Here is a 21,877-nt window from a genome sequence, read left to right on the forward strand (position 1 = left end):
GTTTCAGGTTAAACGAAAAATGAGTGCAAATGTTTTACTCGATCAAATCACCCAAAAACATTAAATAAGGAGTCTCCGCTGGTGCATCGATATCCTTGTAGCGGTGATAATTCCCCAAAATCAAATTCTGAATAGTTTTTTTCAAACGCTTCCAACGCGCCTCAGGTAAATTCGCCCGACGATCCCAATAATCAATTCGTGTATCTAAAGGCTCAAAACGTTGATTCGGAAATTTCTCAGCAACTGCTTTACGCAGCTCAATCAAAAACTCGAGTTTCTTACGATAAGGCCCAACTTTATCCTCATGTGGACGTTGTATACGCTCCCACAAAGAAGGAGGAGTACCTTGGTTTCCCTTAACCCCTACCTGCTGCTCAGAATGTAAACGATATTGTACATAGGTTGCCGGAATGAAATCAATCCTATTTTCCAATGCTGCTGCCAATCCCATCCATGCATCATGTAAGAAATAGCTAGGTAAATTTGTAGGGAATGGCGTAATGCGATCCAAAAATCGTTTACGAATTCCCATGGTACATCCCGTTACACGGTTTCCGTCTAACAAAATATCCACTGATTTACCCAATTTCCAATCCCGCTGCTGCTCCTCTCTAAAACGGAAGGTAGACCATAAGCGCTTTCCAGAAATTTGACCAAACTCATCCACAAGAACCGCATCCGTAAATACAACTTCGGCATTTTCATGATGATTAAAGTAGGTTGCGATACGTTCGATTTTTTGGGGATCCCAAAAATCATCTTGATCCGCTGGAAAAATATAATCACCAGTACAAAGCGTTAGTGCTTTTTGGAAATTTTGATAGGTACCTAAACGAGTAGGATTTTGATGAATTTGCAAAGGCAAACGATCCTTGAATTGCTCTAGAATCAACAATGTACGGTCTGAAGAACCCTCATCACACACAATCACCTCGTCGGGCGGTAAGGTCTGATCAACCAAACTACTCAACTGTGTCCGGAGAAATTTCTCTCCATTTAAGGTACAAAGTGCAACAGATATCTTCAAAACTTATCCATTAATGGGCTTCCAACCAGTTCATACCAACTCCAATGCCCGTCTCAATCTTCACGCCTAAATCCAAGGCCTGACACATAATTTCATCAATGTGCGTACGAAGGTAATCAATTTCTGAAACATGCGCATCAAAAACCAATTCATCATGCACCGTCAATATCATGCGTGACTTCAGATTCTCCCGTTCAATAAACGCCTGAATCTGTATCATAGCCACTTTAATCATATCGGCTGCAGAACCTTGAATCGGAGCATTGATCGCATTTCGTTCTGCAAAACTCCGCTCATTCATATTGGATGACAAAATATCACGCAAATACCGACGGCGCCCCAAGACTGTTTCCACATAACCCAACTCGCGAGCTTGTGTAATTGTCGTGTCCATAAAGGCTTTGACACCCGGAAACTCCACAAAATATTGGTCAATGATTTCCTTCGCCTCGGTCCGAGAAATCCCTAAAGATCCCGCCAAACCAAAAGCTGATTGACCATAAATAATTCCAAAATTGACCGCTTTAGCTCTTCTACGTAATTCAGATGTCACTTCATCTAAGCTAACTTTAAATACCTTGGCTGCCGTGGCTTTATGTACGTCAATTCCCTGATTAAAGGCATTCAACATCGCTTCATCTTGGGCAAATGCAGCCATAATCCGCAACTCGATTTGCGAATAATCGGCCGATAAAATCTGAAAATCAGCATTGCGAGGAATGAACGCCTTACGTATCTCCCGACCACGCGGTGTACGAATTGGGATATTTTGCAAGTTGGGATCCTTCGAAGACAAACGTCCCGTTGCCGTTACCGCCTGCATGAAGGAGGTATGTATACGACCTGTTTTCGGCGAAATCAATTGAGGTAAGGCATCGACATAGGTCGACTTCAATTTCTGCAATTCTCTAAAGTCCAAAATCAAACGCGCAATTTCATGCTCTGCTTCCAATTTGGACAAAATTTCCTCCCCTGTCTGATATTGGCCTGTTTTCGTTTTCTTTGCTTTGGGATCTAGTTTCAATTTCTCAAATAGAATCTCACCCAATTGCTTGGGAGATGCGACATTAAATTCCTGCCCCGCTACTTCGAAGATTTTTTGTTGGACCTCGCGCGAATCCGTTTCCAAGGTCTTTGACATCTCTTGTAAAAATGCCACATCTAAATTAACCCCCTCACATTCAATCTTCGATAAGACGCGTGCCAAAGGCAATTCGACCTCGTTCAATAATTCGATCGCTTTGGGATTCTTGCTTAATTGCTCATCCAAGAAAGGTTTTAATTGCAAGGTAATATCTGCATCTTCCGCTGCATATTCTTTGATATCCTCCAAAGCAACATCGCGCATATTGCCTTGCTTGGCTCCTTTTTTGCCGATCAAGGTCTCAATAGACAAAGGTTCATAGCTCAAATAGGCCATGGACAAAGCGTCCATGTTGTGGCGCTTTTCCGGTTCGATAAGGTAATGAGCCAGCATGGTATCATAGGTTGCACCTTTGATTTCCACACCATAATTGGCCAACACACTCATATCGTATTTGATATTCTGCGCAACTTTTTGAATAGCCTCGTTCGCAAACAATTCCTTGAATAAATCCACTTGCGTTTGCGCCTCCGCCTGATTTTCCGGGAATGGCACATAAAAAGCTTCACCTTTTCGGTAGGCAAATGACATCCCAACGAGTTCAGCCTCAACCGCCGTTAAACTGGTGGTTTCCGTATCAAAACAGAAGGAATCTTGTCGGCCTAAAAATCCAATCAAAGATTTGATCGCTGCTTCCCCTTGCACCAAATGGTATTGGTGGGCTGTATTTGCCAAATTACTGAAATGCGACACCTTTTCTTCTTCCTCCTCGGCCATCATGAAATCAGCCGGAGCAGCTGCCGGCGAACCAAACATATCCATTTGATTAGCAGCCACTTTGGGGCTTGCTTTGGCTTTCGGAGCAGCATGTTCAGGGTCTTCACCCAAGATTCTCCGACGTAAAGTTCTGAATTCTAATTCGTCCAATAAAGGTTCCAATAAATCCTTCTTGGGTGCAGTAATAACTAATTTATCTTCTTCGTATTCAATGGGCACCTCACACAAGATGGTTGCCAAATGACGGGATAGCATGCCTTGCTCTTGGAAATTCTCCAAGTTTTCACGCAGCTTACCTTTTAATTTATCCGTATTTTGGAACAAGTTCTCCATGGAACCATATTCCTCGATGAGCTTCTGAGCCGTCTTTTCTCCAACTCCCGGAACGCCCGGTATATTGTCCACAGCATCACCCATAAGCCCCAACATATCAATGACTTGGTCAACGTTTTGGATGTTCCATTTGGCACAGACCTCTTTGGGACCTAAAATCTCCACCCCCTTGCCCATAAAAGCAGGCTTGTACATTTTGATTCGCTCCTCTACTAATTGGCCATAATCCTTGTCGGGCGTCATCATATACACCTCTATATCCGGATTGGCACGCACGGCTTTTTTGGCAATTGTCCCGATAATGTCATCGGCTTCATAACCATCCAAAATCAAAATAGGAATATCCATCGCCTCCACCAATTTCTTCACATAGGGAATGGCAACGGTGATATCTTCCGGTTGTTCCTGCCGCTGAGCCTTGTAGGGCGTATATTCGACGTGACGGAACGTAGGTGCCGAGGTATCAAAGGCAACCCCCAAGTAATCAGGCTTTTCCTTTTGAATGACTTCCAAAATGGTGTTTGTGAAACCAAAAACGGCACTTGTATTTAAGCCTTTTGATGAAATCCGGGGTGTTTTAGCGAACGCAAAATGGGCACGATAAATCAGCGCCATGGCATCAAAAAGGAATAATTTTTTCATAGAAATTGACTAAATTTGAACGAGCAGAAAGCCCGCTCAAAGATAAGAAATAAAAATTCTGAATTATGAATTTAGCCGCCCTTCGTGAGAATTATCAAAAAGGTGAACTTTTAGAAACTACGGTTGACAAGGACCCAATCCAACAATTTAAAATTTGGTTTCAGGAAGCATCAAATGCCAAAGTTCCTGAGCCGAATGCCATGTTTTTGAGCACCGTTGGGCACGATAATAAACCGGCAGGGCGTATCGTCTTATTAAAACATGTCGATGAGGCTTTCTCCTTTTTCACGAATTACCATTCCCGTAAAGGGGCAGAATTAGCGCATCATGCGCAGGCGTCCCTTACATTCTTTTGGGGCGAATTAGAGCGTCAAGTACGCATCGAAGGCCGTGTACATAAGATGTCGGAAGTCCTTTCCACGGAATATTTCCACCAACGTCCGCGCGAATCGCAGTTAGGCGCATGGGTTTCTGACCAAAGTTCCCGGGTAGAATCACGTGAATATTTGGAGCAACGCTATGCGGAATTAGCCAAAGAATACGAGGGCAAAGAAATCCCAAAACCTGCGCATTGGGGAGGATATGAATTAATTCCGGATTATTTCGAATTCTGGCAGGGGCGGCCGTCGCGATTACATGATCGGATTGTGTATGAAAAAACGGGCCAGAGCTGGGAGCGGTATCGGATAGCACCATAGATTGGACGTTAGACGTTAGACGTTGGACTTTAGACGTTTGAGGTGACATCCCCCTACGGACTACGGACTCTTTCCCTCCGGACTAACCACTGACAACTGACCACTGATAACTCCCTCCGGACTCCGGACTAATCCCCTCCGGACTGACCACTGACCACATGCAACTGAACACCATTCGGACTCCGGACTTTTTCCCTCCGAACTAGCGCCTGACTATTTTATCAGTTTTTAATTCTTTTTCCGAATTAGACTTCTTTGTTTTTGCACCTAAGTTTGTTTTCAAATAGACAGCTCATGCAAAAGCCACAAAACTACCCGATCAGCGACCCAAACTTTGAGGCCTCGATTTTAGAAGATCCACAACTTTCGCCTATTCCTCGCTGGCATAAAACCCTTGTCGCCGAACGCCTCCGCGTACGCAACGAATTCAACAATCCTGACATCCCTTGGGAAGAAGTTATTCAAAAACTCAAAAGCCAACATGACAATTTATAAAATCGTCACGAATTCACACGTTTATGTTGAAATGAGTGAAAGCATAACTTGGTATAATAATCAAGTATCACTTTTAGGTACCTATTTTTTGAATCAGATCTCTCTATCATTGGAGCTCATAAGTCAATTTCCTCACTTGACCTATGTCCGCTATTCCCACAGTATCCGTTGTTGTATCATCCCTCGATTCCCCTTCATGATTCATTATCAAGTTGATAAAGCCAAACAAGCTATTTTGATCATTGCCATTCTGCATATGCGCAGAAGAACTTAGAGTAGAGGTAAGAGGTAAGAGGTAAGATTTAAGAGGGAAGAGGTAAGAAGTCCGGAGGTGCAATTCTTTAAGCCTTCCCTTCGGACTGACAACTGACCACTGCCCCCCTCCTTCGGACTTCGGACTATTTCCCTCCGGACTAACAACTGACCACTGACCACTGCCCCCCCTTCGGACTCCGGACTATTTCCCTCCGGACTGACGACTAGTGACTAGTGACTTCCCCCCTCTTACCTCTTACCTCCCCCCTAATCCTCCCTCCTCGGATCCACCCGCCACCCGAGCTTCCTTAATTGCTGCACCCGCAAACTGCGATGCCCAAATTCCTCCATCACGACCCCCTGCATCCAATACACCCCATTCCCCCGAAACGAATACTTCTTCAAATCCGCCGGAAAATGCACCGTATCAAAAAACTCACCACGCACATCCACAAAATAACCGAAATACATGCGGTCGCCCGACTTCGTTCGCGTCGGCTTTAAGGTCACCAAATAACCCAAGATATCCCCGCGATCATACGCAAAATCAGCATTCAACAAGGTTTTTGGCAAGTCGGAAACCAAATCATACGGCGAGCACAACGGAAAGCCCAAGATCTCCCACTGATCAAAGGCATCCTCCGCAGGATCATGCAACAACTCCGGCAATACTCCCAAATCCGACACCTCATCCCCAAACAATTCCATCGCTACCACCGGCGCCACCTTCCCCTGAAAACGCGCATGGGCCTCCCAAAGCAAAGGCTTCTTCTCCACCCCCAAATACCGAAATGCCCCCACCCGAATCAACAAAATCGCCTGCTCCAATCCCAACGAAACCCGACGCACAAAATCCTCCCAAGACCGAAAAGGACCTCCCTGCCGCCGTGCTTCCAACAAATCATGAATCACCCGCTTCTCCAATCCCTTCACATGCACCCAGCCCAACCAAATCACCGATCCCCGAATCGAAGTCAAATAGTCACTCGCATTAATTTCCGGCGCCTCCACCTGTGCCCCACATCGCCGTGCCTCATGCACATAAAACTCCGTCCGATAAAATCCCCCAAAATTATTAATCACCGCCACCATAAACTCCAGCGGATAATAGGTCTTCAAGTACAAACTTTGGTAACTCTCCACCGCAAACGATGCCGAATGCGCCTTCGAAAAGGAATAGCCCGAAAAACTCTCCATCTGACGCCACACCTCCCGCGCCACCGCCTCCGCATAACCCTTCCCCGCACAATTCACAAAAAATGCCTCCCGAATCCGCTCAAACTCCCCGCGCGAACGCGATTTGCCCGACATCCCCCGGCGCAATACGTCCGCCTCCGCTAAACTCAAACCCGCAAAATAATGTGCCACCTTAATCACATCCTCCTGATACACCATCACCCCATACGTCTCCTTCATCAACTCCCCCATCAAAGGATGTACCGGCTCATACGAATCCGGCGCATGAAAACGCTCAATGTAAGCCTTCATCATCCCCGAGGACGCGACACCCGGTCGGATAATCGACGAAGCCGCCACCAAAGTCAAGTAATCCTGGCAGCGCAACTTCTTCAGCAACTGACGCATCGCCGGCGACTCAATGTAAAAACAACCCATCGTCTCATGCCGCATCAACTGCTTACGAATCCCCTCATCCTGCATAAAATCCTGCACCCGATGCACATCCACATCCACCCCCCGATTCGCACGAATGATATCCACCGACTCCTTAATATGTCCCAAACCTCGCTGCGACAAAATATCAAACTTCGCAAAACCAATCTCCTCCGCCACATACATATCAAACTGGCAAATCGGGAAGCCCTTGGGCATCGGTTCCAACGCCGTATACGCAAACAAAGGCTCCTCCGAAATCAAAATGCCGCCGGCATGAATGCTCAGGTAATTCGGGAAGTCCAACAATAAATTTCCATACTTCACAATCAAGCTTTGAATCTCCGAACTCACCTCCCGCATCGCGGTAGCAGGGTCCAACCACGCATCAATTTCGGCTTTGGGTAAACCAAAAACCTTCGCCAATTCCCGGTAAATGGATTTATCGCGAAAGGTTACATAGGTCGCCAACAAGCACACATGCTTCGCCCCATAGCGCTTAAATATATAATCGATGATGTCATTACGCTCATCCCACGAAAAATCAATATCAAAATCCGGCGGACTCGTCCGATGCGGATTAATGAATCGCTCAAAATACAAATCCAAGGCCACCGGATCCACATCCGTAATTCCCAAACAATAGGCCACAATCGAATTCGCCCCCGATCCACGCCCCACATGAAAATACCCGCGCGAACGCGCATAACGGATAATATCCCACGTAATCAGAAAATAGGCATCAAAATGCAATTCATGAATCACCTTCAGTTCCTTCTCCACCCGCGCCTTCGCCTCCCGGTCCGAACGGGGATACCGATAACGTAAACCTTCATGGGCCAATTTGGTCAACAATGCCAAATCATCCTCCCGACTTGAGCCATACAAACGCCGCGTCTTTGGCAATTTAAAATCAAAACGAAAGGTGCAGTCGGCCAGTAACTGCTCAGCAGCATCCAATAATCCAGGGTAATCCCGACAAATCTCCCGCAACTCCTCCGGCGTGTACATCCGCTCATCTTCCTGCGCCTGCGCTTTGGGAGAGAGTTTACTCAATAAGACATTTTGGTCAATCGCCCGCAACAAACGATGCATCGAAAAACCCTGCTTGTTCAAAAAAGTAACCGGTTGGCACCACACCATCCCATCCAAATCCTTCACATTCCACAAGGCCTTCAAATCGGTTCCACGAACACCCCAGCGCTCGTTTTTACCGAGGATACGCAAAGTCTTTCGCCGACTAAACGGAAAAATGGTCCACACATCCTCCCATTCCGGGGGACGCTCCGGCCAGTCACCACCGGCCAATAAAACCTGGGAGGCAAAAGCATTAATCTGTGCCAAACCCGCGGGATTCCGCGCCATACACACATAGCCTTTGGCAAATTCCATCCCCACCACCGGCTTAATCCCCGCCTCCGTACAAGCCTGCACAAAATCAAAAATCCCAGAAGTCCGATGAATATCCGTCAAAGCCAAGACCTGAATACCCCGCGCAAGCGCCGCCTCCACCAGCTGCTCGGGCGAAAGCGTTCCATAACGCAGGCTATAATACGAGTGACAATTCAGGTACATGGCTATTCCGACTTAGGTACTAAAGCATTCCGACGCTCCCCGCGCTCCATCAAACCACTCGCCCGTAAAACAGAAAACTCCCCGTAGCGATTTCGGAGATTATCCATCGCTCCATACAAAGGCACCAACCGCGCCCCATCATCAAACAAGCTCAATTGCTCCTGACCCTGTAATAATTTGGAAAATCGCACCCCAATCAAGCGAATCAACAGTCGGCGATCATACAATTTCTCAAACAATTCATGCACCGCCGGAATCAAACGATGATCACTCGCCGAAGCCGGAATACTGATTTGTCGGGTATGCGTATCAAAATTCGAATAACGTAATTTGACCGTGATGCAGGAGGTACATTGGCCGAGTTTGCGGAGGTCGTAGGCCAACTGCTCCGTGAGCGAACCCAAGATGCGATGCAACAAATGTACATCCGTCGTGTCCTGCTCAAAGGTAATCTCCTTCGAGAGTGACTTTTGTTCCGAATAAGGGACTACGGGGCGTAAATCGATTCCATTCGCCCGCTCCCACAGCATGACACCCGATTTACCAAAAGTTCGCTCCAGCACCTTCAGCGGCATTTGACTCAGTGTTCCCACATGTACGATGCCCATGTTCCGGAGCGTTTGGGCCGTCACTGCCCCAATCATCGGAATCTTCCCGACAACCATGGGCGCTAAGAAAGCCTTTTCCTCGCCAGGTAGGACCTGAAACTGACCAGCCGGTTTAACATGATTCGTAGCCACTTTGGAAACCGTTTTATTCACCGATAGGCCAAAGGAAATCTGTAAACCTGTTTCCTTGTGAATCTTTTGGCGCAAATCCGTCGCAAACTGATATGAACCAAAAAAGCGTTCCATGCCCGTCATATCCAAATAAAACTCATCGATCGATGCCTTCTCCACGACAGGCGCCCGGTCCATAATCATCCGCGTCACCCAATCCGAATGCTGCGCATAAGCCTCGAAATCCCCGCGTAACACCAAGGCATCCGGACACAACTTCAAGGCCATCCGCATCGGCATCGCCGAGCGCACCCCAAAAGCCCGCGTCTCATAACTACATGCGGCTACGACACCACGATCCGACAAGCCTCCAACGATCACGGGTTTCCCCACGAGACGTGGATCTCGAAGTCGCTCGACCGAGACAAAGAAGGAATCTAAGTCCATGTGCACAATGGCGCGCTCTTGCATAAATTTGGTAGCTATTTGCGTATTTCGAATACCTTTTGTAACTTCGATGAGTATACGATAAAATATTGAATACGAATTTTATTCATTTTAGTTAAATAAGCAAATCGCATGAGCACTTTTTTTAGTCAGAATTTACGTTTTTTACGCAGCAAAATGCCCGAGAAAACATCACAAGAAAAACTGGCTGAATTAATCAACATCAAAAAGCCCACCTTGGGCTCCTACGAATCCGGTAGAGCGGAACCTAAATACGCCGATCTGATTGAAATAGCCGAATTTTTCAAAGTAGAGGTGGATGAATTACTCAAAGAAGATCTTTCCAAAAGACTTCCCGGAATGGCCAACAAGCCGAAGCTACGTATTTTAGCTACGACGGTGGATTCCAACAATGAAGAAAATATTGAAATGGTACCTGTCAAAGCTTTGGCCGGATACACCGCTTCTTACGACGATGTCGAGTTCATTCAAGAACTTCCCACCTTCCAAGTACCCTTCTTGCCACGCGACAAAAAATACCGCGTATTCCCCATCAAAGGCGAATCGATGCTGCCGCTGCAACCCGGGTCTTTGGTCTTTGCCGAATACGTGGAAGATTGGACCGCCATCAAAGACGGCACTATTTGTATCGTAGTGACGCGCGAAGACGGTGTAGTTTTAAAACAAGTCATTAATCACTTGGCCGAACGCAAAGTCTTAATCCTAAATTCGACCAATAAAACCTACGACCCTTACCCAATTCTCGGCTCTGAAATCCAAGAAATCTGGAAATTCGCGGGGTATTTTCACAGTGATTTCCCGAATGCGGAGTAGGTCCGAATAGCCCGAAGGGCTTATAACCCTAGGCTTTAGCCTAGGGAACCCCAGACTAAAGTCTGGGGCTATGAAAATAGACGCGAAGTATCGCGTCTCTACGATTCCAACGTCTAATAATCATGATTGCAAAAATAGCCTCCACCCTCGGCATCCACGAAAACCAAGTCCGCAAAACCGTCGAACTCCTCGATGAAGGCGCCACCATTCCCTTCATTTCCCGCTACCGGAAAGAAGCAACGGGTAGCCTCGATGAAGTACAAGTTGCACAAATCCGTGACTTACGCGACCAATTTGTCGAACTAGAAAAACGCCGCGAAGCAATCCTAAAATCACTTAAAGAATTAGATAAACTAAGCCCAGAGCTTGAAAAAGCCGTGCGCGGCGCGCAAACCCTCGCCAAACTCGAGGACATCTACCTCCCCTACAAACCTAAACGTAAAACACGCGCCATGGCCGCAAGGGAAAAGGGATTACAAGCTTTGGCAGATAAATTATTCGAACAACGCATGCTTGACCCAGAGGTGCTAGCTGCAGAATTCTTAGATGATCCCGAAGAAGCGCTGGCAGGGGCACGCGATATTTTGGCCGAAGAAATGATGGAAACCGCCGAAGCGCGCGAAGAAGCACGCCATTTGTTTTCTCGCAAAACGACCGTCAAATCCGCGGTCGCCAAAGGAAAACAAGAAGCCGGCATCAAATACAAAGATTACTTCGACTGGTCAGAATCCCTAGCCCAAGCCCCATCCCATCGTATCCTCGCCCTTTTTAGAGGCGAAAACGAAGGGATATTAAACTTGAATCTCGCAGGCCCCGACCAAGAGGTCCTCGATAAACTAGACCGCCGATTCATCAAAGGAAATAATGCCTGTGCCCGACAAGTAACCCTTGCTATCCAAGATGGCTACAAGCGCCTACTCATGCCGGCGATGGAAAATGAAATGCGCGCAGAGGCGAAGAAACGTGCCGACGAAGAAGCAATTCGCGTCTTTGCGGAAAACATTCGCCAATTATTATTAGCCGCGCCCCTTGGACAAAAACGCGTACTTGCACTTGACCCAGGTTTTAGAACGGGATGCAAATTGGTCTGCCTCGACGAGCAAGGTACGCTCCTCGATAATACAGCCATTTATCCACACACAGGCCCTGGGCAAGCACAAGAGGCCGCACATACCATCAGCGCTTGGGTGAAAAAACACAAGGTTCAAGCGATCGCTATCGGTAATGGGACGGCTGGTCGGGAAACGGAAGCCTTTGTCCGCAACTTAAAACTGGAAGGCATCACCATCATCATGGTGAACGAAAGTGGTGCATCCATCTATTCAGCCTCAGAAGCAGCTCGGGAAGAATTCCCAGATAAAGACATTACGGTTCGTGGTGCCGTATCCATCGGCAGAAGACTGATGGACCCACTCGCGGAATTGGTCAAAATCGACCCCAAGTCGATCGGCGTGGGACAATACCAACACGACGTGGATCAAAAGAAATTACAAGCTTCTTTGGACGATACGGTTATCTCTTGCGTAAACTCAGTAGGTGTCGAACTCAATACCGCGTCCAAGCAAATTCTATCCTATGTTTCAGGACTTGGCCCTCAATTGGCCCAAAACATTATCGATTACCGGACCAAAAACGGCCCCTTCATCAAGCGATCGGATTTGAAAAAAGTGGCCCGATTAGGCGAAAAAGCGTACGAACAAGCCGCGGCCTTCTTACGCATTCGTCACGCGAAAAACCCCTTAGATGCCAGTGCCGTTCACCCAGAACGCTATGACATCGTGGAGAAAATGGCGAAGGATTTGAATTGCAAGGTGAGTGACTTATTGGCCAACGAGTCCCTTCGCAAGCAAATTCAATTACAGAAATACGTAACAGCTGAAGTGGGTATGCCTACGCTAACCGACATTCTAGCAGAATTAGCCAAACCCGGACGCGATCCACGGGAACAATTCGAAGCATTCGAATTCACCGAGGGAGTAAATGAAATCAAGGATTTACGCATTGGCATGAAATTGCCAGGAATCGTCACAAACATTACGAACTTTGGTGCCTTTGTGGACATCGGCGTCCATCAAGACGGATTAGTGCATGTGAGCCAGTTGGCCGACAAATTCGTCAAAGACCCCAACGAAGTTGTCAAAGTAGCCCAAAAGGTTATGGTTACCGTGACCGAAGTTGATGAGGCGCGAAAACGCATCGCCTTGAGCATGAAGAAATAAAAAAAGCCCTCAGGAAATTGAGGGCTTTTTCGTTACTTTTTGCAGCAATTAGGTAGCTTATCATAGCTCTTTTTGATGGCCTTGACCTCATCGGCATCATAACCCGTTTCAGCAATCACGAGTTTAATCTTCGCGACATCAATTTTATCCGGATTATACACCACGGTAATGTTCGATTGATCTTCGAGATTCAAATCCGACTTTTCGATTCCTTTCGTTAATGCCAAATTCTTCTCGATACGCTCCTTACACATCTCACAAATCGCAGATGTTTTGATCTTCACGCTTTGTGAAGGTCCTGCCAATAATCCGAAAGGCAGGAGTAGAAAAAATAATAAATGTTTCATTCAATTGTTTTTTAACCCCAGGCTTCAGCCTGGGGAGTATAACCTATTTTTTAACCACTTTCAAATCCATCGTACATGCTGGACATTTCCCCTTTTTCGCATAGGTTTTTGTTCCCTCACATTTCATCGGACATTGATATACTTCTTTTTTCTCTTCCGTTTTTGTCTTTTTAGACTCTTGCGTTTGTGCAAATGTTCCAAACATTGCAAATACCATTCCAGATACTAAGATGAACTTTTTCATAGCTGTATTATTTAGTTGATTTTATAACGTAATCCTGTGTAAACCATTCGACCCGCGACAGGTCCCCAAACCATCGTTGCATCAAAACCTGTCTTAAACGGATCAGAGGCACCCATGATCGGGTTGCTTTGTGTAAAATTAAAAAGATTTTCTACGCCGAGGTACATTTCCCATTTTTTAAATTGGCGCGTTACTTGCCCATAAACCATCGAAAACGCTGGGGCATTCACCTCAGGCGCATCTGTCGTATGTACATAAGCGTTCGGAATTCGACGTTCCCCGCTCCATTGCCAAGTCAAGTCAAATTTCCAAATATCATATTTAGTCGCATAGGCAACATTCACAAGAATTCGATCCCGATTTAAGAAGGGTTTTAGCAATCTTCTTAAGCTTCCATTTTGGCCTACATAATCCGAGGCCACATCTTGAAATCGATAAGCTGTCTTCCATTCCAAACGAGGGATGGGACTATAATTAAATTCGATTTGAGCACTTTTGGCATAAGACACGCCCGGACTTGAGTACATGCGAATCGAATGAGCCGTCTCCATGTCCACGATCCATTGATGTGTAAAATCCGTTTGGAAATAATCGAAAACTAGATTCGCTTTCCGACTGCCCAACGTAAAATCATGCGTCAAACTGAATCCATAATTCCACGCTTCTTCCAAAGGATTTAGATTACCCAACAATTGTAGATAGCGATTATTCGCCAAGAAGCCCATATTTTCTGCCAAAGGATTCACACGACGCCAGCCTTTTCCCGCGGAGACACGCGCATACCAATCCGAAGCGATATCCCATTTGGCATGCAAACGAGGAACCCATTTCGTGCCTAATTGATTATGAAAGTCGATGCGATTACCCAGCACCAAGGTAAACTTATTGGGAACCGTTAGTGTGTACTCACCAAAGAAACCCGGAACCAATTCGGTCCGTGCATAAGTCGAATCTAAATAACGCTCCTGATAGGAATCATACAAGAAACTAGCCCCTGCTTTCCACGTATGATTTGTATTGTCAATCATCGACTGATAAATCAAATTCCCAAACATACTCTGCTCCCGACCCGCATATTGCTTGAATGCAAAATAGGCATCATTTTGATGTTGGCTTGTCGACAAAATTAAACCAACGCCCTTCCAGGGTTTCGTTGGGAACAAACGAGCAATCTTGGCAAATGCTTCAAAACGACCCGTATTACTCCCAAAACCATAGACCTGATAACGATTCGATTGTTGTTCATCGAAGCTATTTTGACCGGCTAGTCGGGATTCCTTCAAATAACCCACCCCAGCTTGTAGCATCCAATGTTCAGTCGCATATTTCCAACGATTCATCACATTAATCAGGCTAAATAAAGGTAAATCCATGAATCCATCTCCATTCCCATCGATGCGCGATGCTTGTTGGGAATAATGTGTCAACAGCGCCGTTGAAAGCTTTCCATTGAATTTATGCGCAGCTTGTTGATTGACCTCAAACCGCCCCTGCGAATTGCCATAGGCATTCAAAAAATACACCTCCGAGGTATCCGGTTTGGCTAATTCCATGTTGATCGCCCCCGTCATGGACTCATAGCCATTCACTACGGAACTCTGGCCTTTGGCTAAATCAATAGAACGAATCCAAGTACCTGGAATGTAATTCAACCCATAAGTTGATTTTAAACCACGTATCGAAGGAACATTTTCCACCTGCGTCTGAACATAGGAACCAGAGAGTCCCAAAAGCGAGATTTGCTTCGCACCCGTGACGGCATCCGTGAAATTGACAGATACGCTTGCGTTGGTTTCAAAACTCTCAGATAGATTGCAACATGCCGCTTTCGCCAGGGTTTTCATGGTCAAAATTTCACGACTTTGAATGGATTGTACATCGTGTCCACCTGGACTTGCGAGGACTTTAACCTCCGACAATTCAGCATCATTAGCGCGAAGATGTACATGGACAAATTGGGGTTTCGTCACCCATACAGAATCGGGGGCAAAGCCAACCGAACGAATGAGCAACCAACCGGGAAAGGTCTGAACTTTAAGCGAAAACAATCCATTGGCTCCTACAATACCGCCTTTTTTATCAGGTTGGTAATAGACAGAAGCACCAGGAAGATCCTCCATTTTTCCGGAATCATCAAGGCTCATCACCCGACCGGTGATTTCCTGAGCCATCGCCTGCGAACAAAGCAGGCAAAAAATCAATACATATTTTGAATACATGAGATAAGCTGTTTTAGTGAAACAAATGAAACCATTTAATTCTCCTAAATCAGATATACTTGCAATAAGGCACGCCGAAGCGATTGTGCGTTAGGTACGTTAGCTGTATAACTTTGGACGGCATGAACCACTCCAAAAACAGGCTTGAATTGAGCAAGCAAAGAATTATCAAAAGAGGCTAAATCAACAGATAAAGCTTGTTTTTTGACTATAAAGACCGCATGTTGCTTAACCTGAAAATGCTTAAAATGAAAACAAGTCGAGCGCTTAATTTGTGTTTCTTTAGGATGGCCCGTTGATTTTTGAATACTCCAAGTGGCCTTTTGAATTCCTGTAAACAAGCAAGTGGATTGGGTCCATGAAAAACCCACATTGGCCGCTAAAAACCATGCCACAAATACAAGCAAGAAACTACGATTCAAAAATGTGCGCATCCAATTTCAGCTTAAAACATTATTTCGAACGAATAAATCTGTGAATTTGTTCCAAATATATCTAAATATAAGTAAATTCACCGAATCAAAATGTGTTCTACCTATCAAATTCTTACATTTAGTCGTTTTACTAGCTTTCATACAGAGCGCAATAGCGCAAGGAACAACGACCCCCAAATATAGGTACCTCATTTTATTCAAAGACAAACAAGCTAACAGCTATACGCTGAATCAACCACAAGCCTTTTTAAGTACCCGAGCGCTAAATAGACGCGCTAAAATGCAAATTAAACTCACAGAACAAGATTTACCCGTAAGTACCAATTACATCAATCAGGTAATCACCCAAGGTGCTACAGTTCTCTATCCCTTAAAATGGATCAATGGTGCGGTGATTAAAACGGATCCACCAACACTTAAAAAAATTCTAGAAATCCCATCTGTTAAAGGCTGTTACAAAAACATGGCTTTAGACTCTGTCGGGGGAATCCAAGTCAATGCAGCTTTTCGTAAACTTGCTAATGAGTCTCCTTCGGATTATGGTGTATCATTTGCCCAATTGACACAAATTGGTGTCGATATCATGCACCAAAAGGGCTTCCATGGTGAGAATACCTTGATAACCTTGTTGGACGATGGCTTCCTAGATGCCAACTTATCGCCCGTTTTAGCACCCTTATTTATTGAAAAAAGAGTTTTGGCTACGCTGGCAACTGACCCAACCGAAAAAAATGTGTACAATGGGGGCTCACATGGAACAGAAGTCTTAAGTACCATTGGCGGGCAAGCGAATGGAAAACTTTATGGTACGGCCTATATGGCCAATTTTGCTTTGGCGCAAACCGAAGAAAGTGATCATGAATTATTAATTGAAGAGGCCAATTGGCTTCGAGGCGCCGAATGGGCTGATAGCTTAGGAACAGACGTATTAAGTTCCTCCTTAGGGTATACCACTTTTGATAACCCTAAATACGACCATACCTACCGGGATATGGATGGAAAAACGGCGCTGAGTTCCAAAGCGGCCACTTGGGCAAGCCAACGGGGAATCATTTGTACCATATCGGCAGGAAATGAGGGTTCTTCAAACTGGAAATACATTTCATCTCCGGCTGATGCAGATTCTATTTTAAGTGTTGCGGCCGTAGACCGAACGGGACTTCGCGCTTCTTTTAGTTCCATTGGCCCTAGCTTTGACAATCGGATCAAGCCTGACATTGCTGCGATGGGCCTTGCAACGATTGGCAGCTTACCCAATGGAACCATCAATGCATTCAGTGGAACTTCTTTCTCGGCACCCTTAGTCGCAGGCTTAGCAGCTGGTTTAGTTCAAGCACATCCAACAATAAATGCTTGGGAAATCATGCAGGCGCTTCGAAAATCGGGCACTTTGGCACTAAAACCGGACAATTTTTTAGGTTATGGAACCCCACATTTTGACCGAGCAAGTCAAATCATTAACCCAATCTTAGGCGTAGAACCCGTGATTAATCAATCGATACGCATCTTCCCTAACCCAGTTGCCGCAGGTCAGGCAATCCATATTGAACACCAATCGAAATCACTTAGCCTAGAGATCATTTCTTCACAAGGAGCTGTAATACAAAGCTTTACAAACATCACGCCTATTTCAGAAATTTCTTTACCTCCTTTCATTTCTGGAAAATATTATTTTAGATTTACATCCGATTCAGGTAGCCAAACCATACCTGTTCTGCTAAACCTTTAATAATGAAAACACGATTTTTGTCTTTAGACATCCTACGCGGTATCACATTAGCGGGGATGATTCTCGTTAATACTTCAGGAAACGGCAACTTTACATACAGCCCATTAATGCATGCCAAATGGCATGGTTTCACGCCAACAGATCTCGTATTCCCTACTTTCTTATTCATGGTTGGGGTTGCCATGCGCTTCTCATTCAAGTCATTTAACTATTCTCTTACCCCTCGCGTTCGATCGAAAATCATTAAACGTACCTTGATGCTTTTTTTAATCAATTACGTGATTTTCTATTTCCCATTCACGGATTTCTCATTTGAAAAAATGCGTTTTCTGAATGTATTACCACGCATCGCCCTCTCCTATTGCGCCGTTTCATTTATTACATTAAATGTTCCTTCGAATTGGTTAACCCGTATTAATGTCTTGATTTTGCTAGCTTATTGGGGCATCATGGCATTTATTGGCGACACGAATGCCCCCTATGAATTAAGCACGAACGCGGTATTGAAATTAGATTTATTTTTATTCGGGCCAAACCACTTATATCATGGCAATGGTATTCCCTTTGATCCCGAAGGATTATTAAGCACCTTACCTGCTATTTCCACCTGTCTTTTGGGCTATCAAGCCAGTGTGTTTCTTGAAAAACAACGTGCGATTAATAAGTCTCCCTTAGCGAATTTATTGGTTTATGGAATCGCATTGATTGCCATCGCATTAATTTGGGATAAAGCATTCCCAATCAACAAAAAACTTTGGACGAGTTCGTTTGTATTGCTCTGTGCAGGGATTGACTTTATTTTAATTGGATTGTTAAGTTGGTGGGTCGAAACAAAAGAACGCCATTTTGCTAATAAATTCTTCTTGGTTTTTGGGACAAATTCGATTTTAGCCTATGCCATTTCGGAAGTTTTAGCTATTCAAATGGGCAAAATTAACATGCCGGAAGGGAATGGTGTTACCGACTTAGGATCGTGGCTATATTGGCATATTTTCGAACCGGTATTGGGAAAATACAACGGATCACTTGCCTTTGCCATCAGCTTTGTTCTCGTTTGCTGGGTTATATGCTATGTTTTTTACCGCAAAAAGTGGTTCTTAAAGGTCTAAGCAAATAGCATTGCGGCGCCAAAAACACCCGCGCTATCGCCCAATTTTGGCTTTACAATTGGCGTTAATACCTCGCCTGAATTGAAAATGTATTTTCGGATTCGATCGTAACCTTCTGTATATAACAAATCAATATTACCTAAACCTCCCCCGATAACGATCACCTCAGGGTCAATGACATTGATTAATGTAGAAACTGCCCGACCGAAATTCTCCAACATGCGTTCGACCGTAGCTGTTGCAGCCGAATCTGATTTGGCTTCATATAGTCGCATAATCTCGGGCATACGTTTGGCAGAACCCGTTAGATGCGCATAAAACGCTTCGAGCGCTGGGCCAGAGATGACATGCTCCACGCAGCCCGACTTCCCACAATAACAGGCAGGGCCTTCTTCATCTAAAATATTATGTCCCCACTCGCCACCGATGCCATGTAGGCCATTGACTACTTTTCCATGGGCAACCAAACCACCTCCAACGCCCGTACCCATGATGATTCCAAAAACCATTTCGGCATTCGGATTAACGTCCTGAACTGCCCCAAGCAAGGTTTCTGCAAGGGCAAAACAATTCGCATCATTCGCAAGTTTCACCTCACATTGCAAAATTTCAGCTAAATCCGCAGCCATGGGTTTCCCATTCATGCATACGGTGTTGCAGTTTTTCATTGTTTGCGTACGCGGATTCAGAACACCCGGCGTAGCAAAACCAATCTGCGTGGGACCATGCCCTAAATGGGAAGAAACACGATCTACCAATAATTTGACTTGACTTAAGATATGCTCATAGCCCTCACTCGCTTCAGTATCGATACGCTCACGGATCAAAACTTCAGCAGGATTCGAAGCATTCAAGACTGCACATTCGATCTTGGTACCGCCCAAATCAATCCCCCATAAATTAGCGTCGGTTGTCTTCATTATCGAAAATACTTAAATAACTTAAATAACGACTCGCCGCGATTTCACCATCATCCACAGCCTTTCGAACCGCACAAGCGGGTTCTGATAAATGCAAGCAATTATTAAACTTACATTCGCCCAAAAGCTCGCGCATTTCAGGGAAATAATGGGCTAATTCCGTTTTTTCCATTTCAAACACGCCCATCTCATTGATCCCTGGACTATCAATCAAATAGGTCCCAGGGTTCATTTCCCACATCGTTGCATAGGTCGTGGTATGAACACCTTTTTGGGCAAAATCCGAAATCTCTTTGGTCTTAATTTGTAATCCCGGAGCGACTAAATTCATTAAACTGGATTTCCCTACACCGGAATGGCCCGCTAATAAGGAAACCTTGTTTTGAAAAATAGCTTTAAATTCCTCCACGCCTTGATTCGCCGGAATGGAGGTAAACAAGATACCATAACCTAGTTCTTGATATAATGCGGCATATTCAAACACCTGATCTTGTTCAGCTTCAGTGAGTAAATCCATTTTATTGAATACAATTTGAACCGGAATGCGGAAAGCCTCCGCAGTTACCAAAAATCGATCCAAAAAGCCTAAGGATGTTTTCGGAGATTTCAGGGTCATCACGAAAATCGCTTGGTCAACATTTGCCGCCATCAACTGCCCTTGCGCGGTCTTATGCACCGACTTCCGAATAATGTAATTGGTCCGAGGAAGAATCTCTTCAATCACCACCGTCTCATTTGCTGCATCTTCCACGGCATACAAAACATGATCCCCTACCGCAATGGGATTCGATGTTTTCGGACCTTTTAATTTGAACTTACCTTTCAGTCGGCCGGCAAAAACCTTCCCCGATTCCGAACGAATTTCATACCAGGAACCCGTTGATCGCATGATGAGACCTTTATTTAATTCCATGGCTTTTCATTCAGGTAATTCATAATTTTTTGTGTTGCCCCAGCTTGAAGCGCTACGAATGTACGCGCCTGAACTTGTTTATTCACAAACACGTCTTCGGCATCGTAAATCTCATGCATTTTGTTCTTCAGGCTTACTGTATCTTCAATGGGATAGGCCAAACCAAATTCAACCAAATCGCGCGCTTCTTTAAATTTAGTGTAATTTTTATTTCCAAAAAATACCGTTGGCCCATACACACTCGCCTCCAAGGTATTGTGCAATCCAGCACCAAAGGCTCCTCCGATATAAGCAAAAGAAGCTCCACGGTAAATCTGGGCTAAATAACCCACTTCATTGACAATCAATACTTGTGCCCCAGAAACGGCGGCATCTTTTGAATATTGAACGGGCAATTGAATCGCAGATTCCCATCGTTTCATTTCATCTGCATGAATTTCATGCGGAACAATGACCCATTGAAACGGAAATTCTTTCGAATTAATTAACGGAATCAAGACATCCATATCGGCCTGCCACACAGAACCGAGCACCATAAATGCCCGATTGTCAATAAATTGATCTAACACCGACCAGGGTTTGGGATGACGCAAATGCTGCACCACACGGTCGAATCGGGTATCTCCACCTACTTGCACTTGCTCCAAACCTATTCCATCCAATAAAGCCTTCGAGGAAGCATCTTGCACAAAAATCTGAGTAAAGCACGTTAATAGCGAACGGAAAAACCTTCCATACCAAGCAAAAAACACTTGATTAGGTCGAAATATGGCTGAGATCAAAATCGTGGGAATGCTTCGCTTCCGAAGTCCACGCAAATAAAAATACCATAATTCATATTTGACAAATATCGCCACCTTCGGTTTCACGAGATGAAGGAAACGTTCGCTGGTCTGAGCCCCATCTAAAGGCAAATAACTGACAAAATCAATGTCTTTAGCATTTTTCCGTACCTCATATCCGGAGGGTGAAAAAAAAGTTACTAAGATAAAATGGTCGGGATATTGAGCTCGATAAGCCTCCATGACAGGTTTCCCCTGTTCATATTCACCTAAAGAGGCGGTATGAAACCAAACTACCGGCCGAGTATTGTGGGACAAAGCTTTTTCCAAGCCTTCCCAAACCGAATTTTGCCCTTCATTCCACAATTGAGCTTTAGGCTTCACATAGGAAACAAGCCTGACTAATTGTCGGTATAAAAACAAGGCAAAAGAATACAAGCAAACTATCAAGTTTTTACTAAATT

18 protein-coding genes are annotated in these 21,877 nt (G+C 45.0%); 7 read left to right on the forward strand and 11 right to left on the reverse strand.

The annotated features are described in order from the left end of the window. Positions 1 to 34: 34 nt before the first annotated feature. Both SKC38_RS07670 and polA read right to left on the reverse strand, forming a co-directional pair. Positions 35 to 1,027 (reverse strand): glycosyltransferase family 2 protein, encoded by a 993-nt coding sequence (locus SKC38_RS07670; RefSeq protein WP_377976548.1) that lies wholly within the window; start codon positions 1,025 to 1,027, stop codon positions 35 to 37. A gap of 10 nt (positions 1,028 to 1,037) precedes the next feature. Beyond that, on the reverse strand, positions 1,038 to 3,863 hold the full coding sequence (polA, locus tag SKC38_RS07675) for a DNA polymerase I (protein ID WP_377976549.1): 2,826 nt from the start codon (positions 3,861 to 3,863) through the stop codon (positions 1,038 to 1,040). A gap of 65 nt (positions 3,864 to 3,928) precedes the next feature. On the opposite strand from polA, the gene pdxH reads away from it, so the two are divergent. The 3 genes from pdxH to SKC38_RS07690 all read left to right on the forward strand — a co-directional run bounded on the left by pdxH (position 3,929) and on the right by SKC38_RS07690 (position 5,330). Then, positions 3,929 to 4,561: a pyridoxamine 5'-phosphate oxidase gene (gene pdxH / locus SKC38_RS07680; RefSeq protein WP_377976550.1), complete on the forward strand. Its 633-nt coding sequence runs from the start codon at positions 3,929 to 3,931 to the stop codon at positions 4,559 to 4,561. Positions 4,562 to 4,855: 294 nt separating this feature from the next. Then, complete coding sequence (locus SKC38_RS07685) at positions 4,856 to 5,056, forward strand: hypothetical protein (RefSeq protein WP_377976551.1); 201 nt, start codon at positions 4,856 to 4,858, stop codon at positions 5,054 to 5,056. Continuing rightward, positions 5,043 to 5,330, forward strand: a complete 288-nt coding sequence (locus tag SKC38_RS07690) for a type II toxin-antitoxin system RelE/ParE family toxin (protein WP_377976552.1) — start codon at positions 5,043 to 5,045, stop codon at positions 5,328 to 5,330. Before SKC38_RS07685 ends, SKC38_RS07690 begins: the two co-directional genes overlap by 14 nt. Positions 5,331 to 5,578: 248 nt before the next feature. On the opposite strand, the gene SKC38_RS07695 is transcribed toward SKC38_RS07690, so the two are convergent. Both SKC38_RS07695 and dinB read right to left on the reverse strand, forming a co-directional pair. Beyond that, positions 5,579 to 8,497 (reverse strand): DNA polymerase III subunit alpha, encoded by a 2,919-nt coding sequence (locus SKC38_RS07695; protein WP_377976553.1) that lies wholly within the window; start codon positions 8,495 to 8,497, stop codon positions 5,579 to 5,581. A gap of 2 nt (positions 8,498 to 8,499) precedes the next feature. Then, positions 8,500 to 9,687: a DNA polymerase IV gene (gene dinB, locus SKC38_RS07700; protein WP_377976554.1), complete on the reverse strand. Its 1,188-nt coding sequence runs from the start codon at positions 9,685 to 9,687 to the stop codon at positions 8,500 to 8,502. A gap of 108 nt (positions 9,688 to 9,795) precedes the next feature. On the opposite strand from dinB, the gene SKC38_RS07705 reads away from it, so the two are divergent. Both SKC38_RS07705 and SKC38_RS07710 read left to right on the forward strand, forming a co-directional pair. Then, positions 9,796 to 10,497, forward strand: coding sequence for an XRE family transcriptional regulator (locus tag SKC38_RS07705; protein WP_377976555.1), 702 nt, complete (start codon positions 9,796 to 9,798; stop codon positions 10,495 to 10,497). Between the two features lie 122 nt (positions 10,498 to 10,619). Continuing rightward, positions 10,620 to 12,716, forward strand: coding sequence for a Tex family protein (locus SKC38_RS07710; RefSeq protein WP_377976556.1), 2,097 nt, complete (start codon positions 10,620 to 10,622; stop codon positions 12,714 to 12,716). A 32-nt stretch (positions 12,717 to 12,748) separates the two neighbouring features. On the opposite strand, the gene SKC38_RS07715 is transcribed toward SKC38_RS07710, so the two are convergent. From SKC38_RS07715 to SKC38_RS07730, 4 genes are read right to left on the reverse strand one after another with little or no spacing between them, the layout of a single operon-like run. Beyond that, entirely contained in the window at positions 12,749 to 13,063 is a 315-nt protein-coding gene (locus tag SKC38_RS07715) for a heavy-metal-associated domain-containing protein (protein WP_377976557.1), read from the reverse strand. Positions 13,064 to 13,106: 43 nt separating this feature from the next. Continuing rightward, the gene (locus SKC38_RS07720) at positions 13,107 to 13,307 is read right to left on the reverse strand and encodes a heavy metal-binding domain-containing protein (RefSeq protein WP_377976558.1); all 201 of its coding nucleotides are present in this window, start codon (positions 13,305 to 13,307) and stop codon (positions 13,107 to 13,109) included. A gap of 11 nt (positions 13,308 to 13,318) precedes the next feature. Further along, positions 13,319 to 15,526, reverse strand: coding sequence for a TonB-dependent receptor (locus SKC38_RS07725; RefSeq protein WP_377976559.1), 2,208 nt, complete (start codon positions 15,524 to 15,526; stop codon positions 13,319 to 13,321). 44 nt (positions 15,527 to 15,570) lie between these two features. Next, on the reverse strand, positions 15,571 to 15,960 hold the full coding sequence (locus SKC38_RS07730) for a hypothetical protein (protein WP_377976560.1): 390 nt from the start codon (positions 15,958 to 15,960) through the stop codon (positions 15,571 to 15,573). Positions 15,961 to 16,240: 280 nt separating this feature from the next. On the opposite strand from SKC38_RS07730, the gene SKC38_RS07735 reads away from it, so the two are divergent. Both SKC38_RS07735 and SKC38_RS07740 read left to right on the forward strand, forming a co-directional pair. Further along, complete coding sequence (locus SKC38_RS07735) at positions 16,241 to 17,689, forward strand: S8 family peptidase (RefSeq protein ID WP_377976561.1); 1,449 nt, start codon at positions 16,241 to 16,243, stop codon at positions 17,687 to 17,689. Positions 17,690 to 17,691: 2 nt separating this feature from the next. After that, complete coding sequence (locus SKC38_RS07740; RefSeq protein WP_377976562.1) at positions 17,692 to 18,798, forward strand: acyltransferase family protein; 1,107 nt, start codon at positions 17,692 to 17,694, stop codon at positions 18,796 to 18,798. Here the strand turns inward: SKC38_RS07740 and SKC38_RS07745 are convergent. The 3 genes from SKC38_RS07745 to SKC38_RS07755 are packed head-to-tail and all read right to left on the reverse strand — an operon-like array spanning position 18,795 to position 21,851. After that, positions 18,795 to 19,718 (reverse strand): ROK family protein, encoded by a 924-nt coding sequence (locus SKC38_RS07745; protein ID WP_377976563.1) that lies wholly within the window; start codon positions 19,716 to 19,718, stop codon positions 18,795 to 18,797. The two genes, SKC38_RS07740 and SKC38_RS07745, sit on opposite strands and share 4 nt — an antisense overlap. Further along, on the reverse strand, positions 19,699 to 20,631 hold the full coding sequence (gene rsgA, locus SKC38_RS07750; RefSeq protein ID WP_377976564.1) for a ribosome small subunit-dependent GTPase A: 933 nt from the start codon (positions 20,629 to 20,631) through the stop codon (positions 19,699 to 19,701). The genes SKC38_RS07745 and rsgA overlap by 20 nt, the downstream gene beginning before the upstream one ends. Next, the gene (locus tag SKC38_RS07755; RefSeq protein WP_377976565.1) at positions 20,622 to 21,851 is read right to left on the reverse strand and encodes a 3-deoxy-D-manno-octulosonic acid transferase; all 1,230 of its coding nucleotides are present in this window, start codon (positions 21,849 to 21,851) and stop codon (positions 20,622 to 20,624) included. Before SKC38_RS07755 ends, rsgA begins: the two co-directional genes overlap by 10 nt. Between the last annotated feature and the right edge of the window lie 26 nt (positions 21,852 to 21,877).

It is taken from the genome of Aquirufa echingensis (genome assembly GCF_042714525.1).
Classification (GTDB): domain Bacteria; phylum Bacteroidota; class Bacteroidia; order Cytophagales; family Spirosomataceae; genus Aquirufa; species Aquirufa echingensis.

What these genes read in the sequence shown, in the direction of transcription:
- polA (WP_377976549.1), bottom strand. Translation starts at nt 3,863, where the DNA reads ATGAAAAAATTATTCCTTTTTGATGCCATGGCGCTGATTTATCGTGCC.
- pdxH (WP_377976550.1), top strand. Translation starts at nt 3,929, where the DNA reads ATGAATTTAGCCGCCCTTCGTGAGAATTATCAAAAAGGTGAACTTTTA.
- SKC38_RS07685 (WP_377976551.1), top strand. Translation starts at nt 4,856, where the DNA reads ATGCAAAAGCCACAAAACTACCCGATCAGCGACCCAAACTTTGAGGCC.
- SKC38_RS07690 (WP_377976552.1), top strand. Translation starts at nt 5,043, where the DNA reads ATGACAATTTATAAAATCGTCACGAATTCACACGTTTATGTTGAAATG.
- SKC38_RS07695 (WP_377976553.1), bottom strand. Translation starts at nt 8,497, where the DNA reads ATGTACCTGAATTGTCACTCGTATTATAGCCTGCGTTATGGAACGCTT.
- dinB (WP_377976554.1), bottom strand. Translation starts at nt 9,687, where the DNA reads ATGCAAGAGCGCGCCATTGTGCACATGGACTTAGATTCCTTCTTTGTC.
- SKC38_RS07705 (WP_377976555.1), top strand. Translation starts at nt 9,796, where the DNA reads ATGAGCACTTTTTTTAGTCAGAATTTACGTTTTTTACGCAGCAAAATG.
- SKC38_RS07710 (WP_377976556.1), top strand. Translation starts at nt 10,620, where the DNA reads ATGATTGCAAAAATAGCCTCCACCCTCGGCATCCACGAAAACCAAGTC.
- SKC38_RS07715 (WP_377976557.1), bottom strand. Translation starts at nt 13,063, where the DNA reads ATGAAACATTTATTATTTTTTCTACTCCTGCCTTTCGGATTATTGGCA.
- SKC38_RS07720 (WP_377976558.1), bottom strand. Translation starts at nt 13,307, where the DNA reads ATGAAAAAGTTCATCTTAGTATCTGGAATGGTATTTGCAATGTTTGGA.
- SKC38_RS07725 (WP_377976559.1), bottom strand. Translation starts at nt 15,526, where the DNA reads ATGTATTCAAAATATGTATTGATTTTTTGCCTGCTTTGTTCGCAGGCG.
- SKC38_RS07730 (WP_377976560.1), bottom strand. Translation starts at nt 15,960, where the DNA reads ATGCGCACATTTTTGAATCGTAGTTTCTTGCTTGTATTTGTGGCATGG.
- SKC38_RS07735 (WP_377976561.1), top strand. Translation starts at nt 16,241, where the DNA reads ATGCAAATTAAACTCACAGAACAAGATTTACCCGTAAGTACCAATTAC.
- SKC38_RS07740 (WP_377976562.1), top strand. Translation starts at nt 17,692, where the DNA reads ATGAAAACACGATTTTTGTCTTTAGACATCCTACGCGGTATCACATTA.
- SKC38_RS07745 (WP_377976563.1), bottom strand. Translation starts at nt 19,718, where the DNA reads ATGAAGACAACCGACGCTAATTTATGGGGGATTGATTTGGGCGGTACC.
- rsgA (WP_377976564.1), bottom strand. Translation starts at nt 20,631, where the DNA reads ATGGAATTAAATAAAGGTCTCATCATGCGATCAACGGGTTCCTGGTAT.